Origin of the sequence: Massilia aurea, assembly GCF_040790145.1 — a bacterium.
Taxonomy (GTDB): domain Bacteria; phylum Pseudomonadota; class Gammaproteobacteria; order Burkholderiales; family Burkholderiaceae_D; genus Telluria; species Telluria aurea_C.
On record NZ_JBFMMP010000034.1, the window covers coordinates 1 to 9,256 of the forward strand.

The 9,256-nt window shown below is 63.7% G+C and carries 7 protein-coding genes and 1 pseudogene; 4 read left to right on the plus strand and 4 right to left on the minus strand.

The genetic code is table 11. The features are described from left to right. Positions 1 to 448 precede the first annotated feature (448 nt). From rnr to AB2N08_RS22755, 4 genes and pseudogenes are all read left to right on the plus strand, one after another. Positions 449 to 2,905: pseudogene (gene rnr, locus AB2N08_RS22740) on the plus strand (ribonuclease R); the annotation flags it as partial. Between the two features lie 817 nt (positions 2,906 to 3,722). After that, a complete protein-coding gene (gene rlmB, locus AB2N08_RS22745) occupies positions 3,723 to 4,466 on the plus strand; it encodes a 23S rRNA (guanosine(2251)-2'-O)-methyltransferase RlmB (protein ID WP_367613178.1) in 744 nt (247 codons plus the stop codon). 155 nt (positions 4,467 to 4,621) lie between these two features. After that, complete coding sequence (gene cysE / locus AB2N08_RS22750) at positions 4,622 to 5,362, plus strand: serine O-acetyltransferase (protein WP_367613179.1); 741 nt, start codon at positions 4,622 to 4,624, stop codon at positions 5,360 to 5,362. An 8-nt stretch (positions 5,363 to 5,370) separates the two neighbouring features. Beyond that, on the plus strand, positions 5,371 to 6,036 hold the full coding sequence (locus AB2N08_RS22755) for a YceH family protein (protein WP_367613180.1): 666 nt from the start codon (positions 5,371 to 5,373) through the stop codon (positions 6,034 to 6,036). On the opposite strand, the gene AB2N08_RS22760 is transcribed toward AB2N08_RS22755, so the two are convergent. From AB2N08_RS22760 to AB2N08_RS22775, 4 genes are read right to left on the minus strand one after another with little or no spacing between them, the layout of a single operon-like run. Next, on the minus strand, positions 5,996 to 6,754 hold the full coding sequence (locus tag AB2N08_RS22760; RefSeq protein WP_367613181.1) for a hypothetical protein: 759 nt from the start codon (positions 6,752 to 6,754) through the stop codon (positions 5,996 to 5,998). The genes AB2N08_RS22755 and AB2N08_RS22760 overlap by 41 nt on opposite strands. Before the next feature lie 35 nt (positions 6,755 to 6,789). Next, entirely contained in the window at positions 6,790 to 7,770 is a 981-nt protein-coding gene (locus tag AB2N08_RS22765) for a hypothetical protein (protein ID WP_367613182.1), read from the minus strand. Further along, positions 7,767 to 8,639: an ABC transporter ATP-binding protein gene (locus AB2N08_RS22770; RefSeq protein WP_367613183.1), complete on the minus strand. Its 873-nt coding sequence runs from the start codon at positions 8,637 to 8,639 to the stop codon at positions 7,767 to 7,769. Before AB2N08_RS22770 ends, AB2N08_RS22765 begins: the two co-directional genes overlap by 4 nt. After that, complete coding sequence (locus AB2N08_RS22775; protein WP_367613184.1) at positions 8,636 to 9,004, minus strand: GntR family transcriptional regulator; 369 nt, start codon at positions 9,002 to 9,004, stop codon at positions 8,636 to 8,638. The genes AB2N08_RS22770 and AB2N08_RS22775 overlap by 4 nt, the downstream gene beginning before the upstream one ends. Positions 9,005 to 9,256: the final 252 nt, after the last annotated feature.

The following is a 9,256-nucleotide window of genomic DNA, read 5'->3' on the forward strand; positions in this document are numbered from 1 at the left end:
AGGGACTCGAACCCCCACACCTTGCGGCACATGGACCTGAACCATGCGCGTCTACCAATTCCGCCACGTGGGCACTGCTAGCACATCTCTGCTACAATAGCAGGGTTTGTCATTTTCCGCCAGATCAACTATTCGTAAAACATAGCTGACCGTCGCATCAAACATCCTCTGCTACTACTGCTTTTCATCGCCTCGGCGTTGTCGCCGTTGCTGAAGAGAGCGAGATTATAGCGGATCATTTTCAATAGTCAAAGACCCAAGGTGAAGTTCTCGACAAGGATTTCACGCGCATGCATTGCGAAAGACCCGCGCAGGTCGTTGGCGCACATCATGTTAGGCGAATCGGATAGACCTCCGTTACACTACGCCTGTCATGGTGTCAATTAACCACGCTGCCGCCCCTATGTGATGTGCGGCGCTCTACTGGCCAAAAGAAAAAAGAATCGATTTGAAGCAACCTACTCATACCATTCCAAGCCGCGAGGAAATCCTCGCTGTCTTCCGCGACGCCGCTGAATCGCTCGATGCAGCCGCTCTGGCACACGCCCTCAATGTTCAGCCCGCAGCGCAGGAAGTCCTCGGCCGCCGCCTGAACGCCATGGAGCGTGACGGCCAGATCCGTTCCGACCGCAGCGGCACTTATATGCTGGCCGATCACTCCGCCTTCGTCGCTGGCAAAGTCAGCGCGCATCGCGACGGTTTTGGCTTCGTGATTCCCGATGAACCGGGTCCTGACCTGTTCTTGTCCGATCGCGAAATGCAAAAAGTACTGCACGGCGACCGCGTGATGGCGCGCGTGACCGGCATGGACCGCCGCGGTCGGCCTGAAGGCTCGATCGTCGAAGTCGTCCAGCGCGCTAACACGCACATCATCGGGCGCCTGCTCAATGAAGGCGGCGCCTGGATCGTCTCGCCGGAAGACCAGCGTATCGCGCAGGACGTGATCGTCACCGGTCCGACCGGCAACGCGCGCGCAGGGCAGGTCGTCAGTGTCGAACTGCTCGAGCAGCCGGGCCGTTTCCAGAAGCCGACCGGCCGCATCGTCGAAGTGCTCGGCGAACTGGACGACCCGGGCATGGAAATCGAAATCGCCGTGCGCAAGTTCGGTGTGCCGCATATCTTCTCGCCGGCCGCGCTCAAGCAGGCCGCGCGCCTGCCGAACGAAGTCATCGATGCCGACCTGGCCAACCGCGTGGATTTGCGCGACGTGCCGCTGGTGACCATCGACGGCGAAGATGCACGCGACTTCGATGATGCCGTGTACTGCGAACCGGTCACCATCAAGGGCGTGAAAGCGTTCCGCCTGCTGGTCGCCATTGCCGACGTCAGTCACTACGTCAAGCCGAACGACTCGCTCGACGTCGACGCCATCGAGCGCTCGACGTCGGTGTACTTCCCGCGCCGCGTGATCCCGATGCTGCCCGAGAAGCTGTCGAACGGCCTGTGCTCGCTGAACCCGGCGGTCGACCGCTGCACGCTGGTGTGCGACATGGTCGTCACGCAAGACGGCGAAGTCACCGCCTACCAGTTCTACCCGGCCGTGATGCACTCGGCCGCGCGCCTGACCTATAACCAGGTGGCCGAGATCCTCGAGGATGTCAACGGCGAGCAGGCCCAGGAGCGTCCAGGCATCGTGCCGCATCTGCAGAACCTGAACCAGGTGTTCCGCGCGCTGCTCAAGGCCCGTCACGAACGTGGCGCCATCGACTTCGAGACGACGGAGACCTATATCGTTTGCAATGCGCTGGGCAAGATCGAAAAGATCATCCCGCGTACCCGCAACGATGCGCACCGCCTGATCGAAGAGTGCATGCTCTCGGCAAACGTGTGCGCCGCCGACTTTTTGCTGCGCCACAAGCACCCGGGCACGTTCCGCGTGCATGCGACGCCGACCGAAGAAAAGCTGAACCAGCTGCGCACGTTCCTCAAGCAGGTCGGCCTGAACCTGGCCGGCGGCAACAAGCCGAGCGCGCGCGACTACGCCGCCGTGATGCAGCAGATCAAGGAGCGCCCGGACGCGCAACTGCTGCAAACGATGATGCTGCGTTCGATGCAGCAGGCCGTCTACAGCCCGGACAATGTCGGCCACTTCGGCCTGGCGTTCGAGGCGTACGCCCACTTCACGAGCCCGATCCGCCGCTATCCCGATCTGCTGACGCACCGCGCGATCAAGGCGATTTTGCTCGGCAAGAAGTACGAGCCGAAGGGCATCGAACTGGGCAAGCTGAACACGACCCAGTCGAATTCGGCCCGCAAGCAGGCCGCGAAAGACAAGGCCGACGGCAAGGCGCCGAAGAGCGAAAAAGACCTGACCATCTGGGACGCCCTGGGCGTGCACTGCTCGGCGAACGAACGCCGCGCCGACGAAGCCTCGCGCGACGTCGAGAACTGGCTCAAGTGCTTCTTCATGCAGGACAAGATCGGCGAAGAGTACACCGGCACCATCGCCGGCGTGACCACCTTCGGCATTTTCGTGCAGCTCGACGAACTGTTCGTCGAAGGTCTGGTGCACATCACCGAACTGGGCGCCGATTACTTCCAGTACGACGAAGCGCGCCATGTGCTGCGCGGCGAGCGCACCGGCCAGAGCTACGGTCTGACCGACAAGGTGAGCGTCAAGGTCGCGCGTGTGGACCTCGAATCGCGCAAGATCGATCTGACGCTGGCGTCCGCGCCTGGCGCAGAAGCGTCGGGCGACGATGCAGGCCGCAACAAGGGCGATCGCAATAACGGTGCTCGCAAGGAAGTCCGCAATAACGAGCCACGCGCCAACGACGGTCGTCCGAACAATGGCGGCAATGGTGGTAACAACGGTGGCAACGGCAACGGCAACGGCGGTAACAGCAGCGGCGGCAACAACGGCAAGCGTTCGCGCGGTGGTCGTTCACGTGGACCGAAGCCTGGCGCCAATGGCGACAATGGCCGTCCACAGCAGTCGCCGCTCGAGGCTGCACGTCCGCTCGTCCAGAACGCCACCGAGCCGCAACAGGCGAAGCCAAAATCGCGCAAGGCACGCCAGAAGGCCAAGGCGGCCGAGCGCGCAGCGGCAGCAGCAGTGGCGCCAGTGATGACGACCGCGCCGCAAGCGAAAGCAGAGGCGCCGAAGCCGGCACCGGTGGCAGCGCCTAAGCCTGCGCCAGCACCAGCACCAGCACCAGCACCAGTCGCACCGACCAAGCCTGTCGAAGCAGTCGCGGCGCCAGCGCCAGCGCGCAAGGCGCGTGCAACCAAGACCGCCGTCAAGGACGTGGTCGCGGCGGCGCCAGCACCGGCGCCGGCGGCTGAAGCCAAGCCGGTGAAAGCTGCTGCGAAAAAAGCGGCGGTCAAAGCACCGGCAGTCGAAGCACCAGCGGTCAAGGCGCCTGCCAAGAAAGCTGCTGTGAAAGCGCCTGCCAAGGCGGTTGCCGTGAACGCGCCGGTGGAAGTTGCGCCAGTCAAGGCACCGACGAAAAAGGCAGCAGTCAAGGCCCCGGCGAAGGCAGCAGCAGTCAAGGCCCCGGCGAAGGCAGCAGCAGTCAAGGCGCCAGCCAAGGCAGCGGCAGTGAAAGCGCCAGCCAAGGCAGCGGCAGTCAAGGCGCCAGCCAAGAAAGCGGCGGCGCCACGCAAGGCCGCAGCCAAGGCTGTCGCCGTGCCTGCAGCGCCTAAAGCAACCAAGGCAGCGACCAAGGCAGCAGCCAAGGCCAGCAAGAAATAAGTCACTGAAAGTAATTGAAAAGTAGCAGATGAAAAATAAAATGATTTTCGGCTTCCACGCCGTGACCTCGCGACTGCGTCACGAGGCCCAGTCGGTGGAAGAAATCTTCGTCGACGCCGAGCGCAACGACGGCCGCATGAAGGACCTGATCGCCAACGCCAAGGCGGCCGGCGTGCGCGTCATGCCCGTCGATGCCGCGCGCCTCGACAAGATCACCGGCACCCGCCGTCACCAGGGCGTGATCGCCTTCGCCAGCCAGCTGGCGCTGGCGCGCAACCTCGACGAGCTGCTCGACGCCATCGAAGGCCCGCCATTGCTGCTGATCCTGGACGGCATCACCGATCCGCACAACCTGGGCGCCTGCCTGCGCGTGGCCGACGGTGTCGGCGCGCACGCGGTCATCGTGCCGAAGGACCGCGCGGTGGGCCTGAACGCCACCGCAGCCAAGGTTGCCAGCGGCGCCGCCGAGACGGTCCCGTACATCACGGTGACCAACCTGGCGCGCACGATGCGCGAGCTGAAAGAACGCGACATCCTCCTGATCGGCACCACGGACGATGCCGACAAGGGCCTGTACGAAGCCGACTTCACGGGCCCGGCCGCACTGGTCATGGGCTCGGAAGGCGAGGGCATGCGCCGCCTGACGCGCGAGACCTGCGATGTGCTGGTCGGCATTCCGATGTTCGGTTCGGTCGAGAGCCTGAACGTGTCGGTGGCGTCGGGCGTGTGCCTGTATGAAGCGCGGCGTCAGCGGATTGGGCGCGAGAGCTGATTGGTTCGCGGCTGAACTTGGGTCCCCGCCTCTGCGGGGACGACGTGCAGAGGGTAGTGGCTAAAGACGTAACCTGTTTTATCTCCCGCACTAAACCAACGTCGTCCCCGCGGAGGCGGGGACCCAAGTTTCCACGATCCGCCATCAGCACCACCATGTTCTTTTCCCGACTCCGCGAAGACATTCGCAACATAATCGAGCGCGATCCCGCGGCCCGTAACGGCGTCGAAGTGCTCACCTGCTACCCCGGCCTGCACGCCATCGTCGCCCACCGGTGGGCGCACACCTGCTGGCGCGCCGGCTTCAAGTGGCTGGGCCGCTTCATCTCGTACCTTGCGCGCATCGTCACCGGCATCGAGATCCATCCCGGCGCCGTGATCGGCCGCCGCGTCTTCATCGACCATGGCTTTGGCGTGGTGATCGGCGAGACCGCCGTCATCGGCGACGACTGCACGATCTACCAGGGCGTCACGCTCGGGGGCACCACGCTGGTGGCCGGCACCAAGCGCCATCCGACGCTGGAACGCGGCGTGATCGTCGGCGCCGGCGCGCAGGTGCTTGGCGCATTCACGGTCGGCGAATTCGCCAAGATCGGCTCGAACGCGGTCGTGGTCAAGCCCGTGCCGGCCGGCGCCACCGCCGTCGGCAACCCGGCGCACCTGATCCGCAAAGAGGACCAGTCGCGCAGCGCGCGCATGTTCGCCGCCTACGGCGTCACGCCCAATGGCGATGACCCGCTGTCGAAAGCCTTGCGCGGCCTGATCGACCACGCGGCGCGCCAGGACGAGCAGATCGAGCGCCTCAGCGCGGCGATGAAGGCGGCCGGGCTATGCTGTCCGAGTATGCCCGAGGGTGATAAACTCGATTCGGAACAAATGAACCGCTTGGTAGATTAAGGATTTGCATGACGAATGAAATGGATGCCGTGCTCGACCCGGTCGAGCTGCGCGTGCTGGCCGTGCTGGCCGAAAAAGAAGGCCTGACGCCCGATAACTATCCGATGTCGCTCAACGCCATCGTGAATGGCTGCAACCAGCTGTCGAGCCGCGATCCGGTCATGCAGATCAGCGAAGCCGTGGTGCTCGATACCCTGCAGCGCCTGGCCGAGCGCAAGCTCGTGAACGCCATCTCCCAGGCCGGTGCGCGCGTCGTCAAGTACGAGCACCGCATGCGCATCAAGTGGACGCTCGAGCAGGACAAACTGGCCGTGCTTACCATCCTGATGCTGCGCGGCCTGCAGACCGCCGGCGAGATCCGCACCCGCAGCGGGCGCCTGCACGAATTCAAGACCGTGCTTAATGTCGAAACGGCGCTGCAATTCCTGATCGACAAATACCCGCCGCTGGTCGTGAAACTCGAGCGCGCACCGGGCACCAAAGAGTCGCGCTACGGCCAGCTGCTGGGCGGCGAGATCACCATCGTCGCCGGCAGCGAGCAAACCTCCAGCGCCGCCAGCGGCCTGACGCAAGGCGGCCGCATCAGCCAGCTCGAAGAAGAAGTCGCCGAGCTGCGCGCCGGGATGGAAGAGCTCAAGGGCCAGTTCGAGGCGTTTCGCCAGCAGTTTCAGTAGGCGCCTCGAACGTCAGTTCGACCAGCGCCTCGTCGCTCCAGGTCGGGTCGTGCAGTGGTACGCTGAAGCTCCGCCCTGCGTGCTGCAGCGCCCGGCTCAGATTGCCCTCAACCAGGATGGCCTGCGCGACGCGCTCGGTTGTCCTGAACGAAAAGCCGTCATGCTTGCCATCGAAGAAAGCACACCAGTCCCGCGTCATCAGAATGCTGTTGACGGTCAGCGTCCACATCAATCCGATTTCTTCCTTGCCGATCGCCACCCACACCTTGCACTCCAGGCGCAGGTCACCCAGGCGTCGCATGTTTTCCGGTAAGCCCGGCGTGCGCACGCGCGGTGTGATGCGGTAGTCGCGGCGCTTGCGATTGAGTGTCATTTCACTCCTGGCATCGAGCGCTTTTTCACTGCGCGGCACCACGACGTCGAGATTGGCGTCCACTGGAAGCGGCAGTACAAAGCCGTCGTCGCCTTCCAGCCTGACCATCATCGCCGCAGCGTCCGGCGATACCGTCGCCGCCTTGCCGCTGCGCGGCTCGATCCGGAATCGCAGCACGTCGACTGCCGGCGCCATGCCATGGTGACGCGTGAATTCGTCGAGGCCGGCCACGATCGCCGCATACTTGCGCACCTCGGGATCGCGCATCGCATTGACGTGAATGGTATCCGGATTGCCCGGCGCGCTTGAATCGGCTGCGGTGGCAGCGCCGCAGCCAAGCAGCACACTTATCACAAGGCAGGGAAGAGTGCGCATCGCGCTCAACCCTCGTCACGCCAGCGGCGCAGGCGAATCGCGCCGTAGATCATCGCGCAGCCGGCAGCGGCCGCGATCCACACGCCAGGCGTAAGCAGGGTCGCATACGAGGTACCCAGCAGCAGCGGCCCGTCGAGCCCGGCCTGTTGCTGCGCCAGCGCCGCGCCATCGACTTCGCCGAACCAGACGCCGGGGAATACGCCCAACAGCACCCGCGCCACGATCTCTTCGCCGAACCACTTGACGTTCATGGACACCCCGGCAAAGCGGCCGGCCAGGAAGTCGAACCAAGCCAGGATGGCCAGCGCCACCAGCGGCGCGCCGACGGCCCACAGGAATACGCGCGACTTCGCCCAACTCGACACCAGAAGCAGCCAGCCGACCGTCGGCAGCGCCCACAGGATGTACAGCGGCAGGAAACCGAGCAGGTAGATCGGCGACAGGTAGAAGTCGACGTTGGCCAGCACCGGCGCGATCAGGTTGATGCCCTTGATGGCGCCGCCCAATAGGCCGACCACCAGCAGGATCAAGGATGCCGCGAAGCCAATGGCCATCGTCGCCAGCGGCGCGACCAGCAGCGCGGTTGCGACCTTCGACAGCACGGTCTGCGCGTCGGACATCGGCAGCGACTTCCAGAACAGGATGCTACGGTCGCGCCGGTCGTCGTACAGCGCCGCCATGCAGTAGAAGAACACGACCACCGGCAGCACGAAGAACAGCGGCGCCGTGATCACCAGGTAGCTCGACGCGGCGGCGGCAGCCAGTTTTGCGAGCACCGCCGGCGGCAAGCCGTTGACGGCCAATACTTCCTTGCCGCTGACATGCACATTGAACGACGGGTTGGCGATGATGGCGTACAGGTAGCCGCCGCCGAACAGCAGCACCAGCACGGAGGCGACGATCAGCGGCGCCCAGAAGAATGCGCCCTTGTGTTCCCACAGTTCGCGCCGGATCAGCCATTTCATGGTGCTTGTTGGCGTAGTCATGCGTAGGTTCCTTTCATGGTGGCGACGAACAGGTCGGCGACACTGGGGTTTCGTACCTCCCCGAGAGCCGCCAGTTGGGTGCGCGACAGGCCGCCGGCGCGCAGCGCGTCGAACAGCATCACGGATTTGCCGAACACGGTGCGCTCGTCGATCGGTTGCAGCGCGCGGGCGGCGGCCACCTTGTCGCCGGCAACCATGACCTCGACATAGCGTTCGCCGATTTCTTCCATCGAGGCGGCGAGGGCGATCTTGCCGTCGCGGATGAACAGCAGATCAGTGAGGATGTGCTCGACTTCTTCGACCTGGTGGGTCGTGATGACGATGGTCTTGTTTTCGTCAAAATAGTCTTCGAGCAGGTTCTGGTAGAACTGCTTGCGGTAGATGATGTCCAGGCCCAGCGTCGGCTCGTCCAGCACCAGCAGCCTGGCGTCGATCGCCATCACCAGCGCCAGGTGCAGTTGCACGATCATGCCCTTGGACATTTCCTTGACCTTCATTGTCGGCGTCAGCTTGGTGTGCGCGATGTAGCGTTCGGCCTTGCTGCGGTCGAAGCGCGGATGCACACCGGCCACGAAGTCGACCGCATCCTTCACCCGCAACCAGCGCGGCAGGATGGCGACGTCGGCAATAAAGCAGACATCCTTCATCAATTCATCGCGCTGGGTGCGTGGGTCGAGGTCCAGTACCGACATCTCGCCCTCGAAGGTGATGAGGCCCAGCGCGGCCTTGAGCGTGGTCGTCTTGCCGGAGCCATTGGGGCCGATGAGGCCGACGATGCGGCCGGAGGCGATCGTGAAATCGATGCCGTCGACGGCGACCCGCTTGCCGTAGTGCTTGGTCAAGCCGCGTGCGGAAATGACGGCGCTCATGCGGCACCTCCCTTGTTGACGGTTGCCAGCAATTGCTCGACATTCAGGCCGAGGCGACGGATGCGCTCGACCATCGCCGGCCACTCTTCGCTGATGAAGCGCTCGCGCTCGCTTGCCAGCAGTTTCTCGCTTGCCCCTTCGGTAACATACATGCCAATTCCCCTTCGTTTTTCCACCAGGTTCTCATCGACCAGTTCTTGATAGGCCTTCGACACGGTGATTGGATTGAGTTGATACTCGGCTGCGATCTGGCGCACCGAGGGCAGGGCGTCGCCAGCCTTGAGCACGCCGTCGAGCATCATGCCGACGACGCGCTCCTTGAGCTGGCGGTAAATGGGGGTGTTATCGTTCCAGCCGACGGTCATCTGGGGCCTCCGTGGTCATGCGGTGCGGCGTTGTGGTCATGCCTGCCTCCTCGTTGGTGGTGTGTTGGGGTGGTGTTGTAGTTTAGTATAACAGTACTCGCGCAAATGGCAACATGCAGACGCGTAAAAAAACGCGTGATGGACTCTTGCGGACTGGTTACGGACGTTGACCCTGGCGTAGATACCGTCTCCCCTGTCAAGCCCTAAGGCGCAAATTTTGGGTCATAGGGCTTGCCAGAATGGATCACGCCG

What these genes read in the sequence shown, in the direction of transcription:
- rlmB (WP_367613178.1), top strand. Translation starts at nt 3,723, where the DNA reads ATGAAAAATAAAATGATTTTCGGCTTCCACGCCGTGACCTCGCGACTG.
- AB2N08_RS22775 (WP_367613184.1), bottom strand. Translation starts at nt 9,004, where the DNA reads ATGACCGTCGGCTGGAACGATAACACCCCCATTTACCGCCAGCTCAAG.
- AB2N08_RS22770 (WP_367613183.1), bottom strand. Translation starts at nt 8,639, where the DNA reads ATGAGCGCCGTCATTTCCGCACGCGGCTTGACCAAGCACTACGGCAAG.
- AB2N08_RS22755 (WP_367613180.1), top strand. Translation starts at nt 5,371, where the DNA reads ATGACGAATGAAATGGATGCCGTGCTCGACCCGGTCGAGCTGCGCGTG.
- AB2N08_RS22765 (WP_367613182.1), bottom strand. Translation starts at nt 7,770, where the DNA reads ATGACTACGCCAACAAGCACCATGAAATGGCTGATCCGGCGCGAACTG.
- cysE (WP_367613179.1), top strand. Translation starts at nt 4,622, where the DNA reads ATGTTCTTTTCCCGACTCCGCGAAGACATTCGCAACATAATCGAGCGC.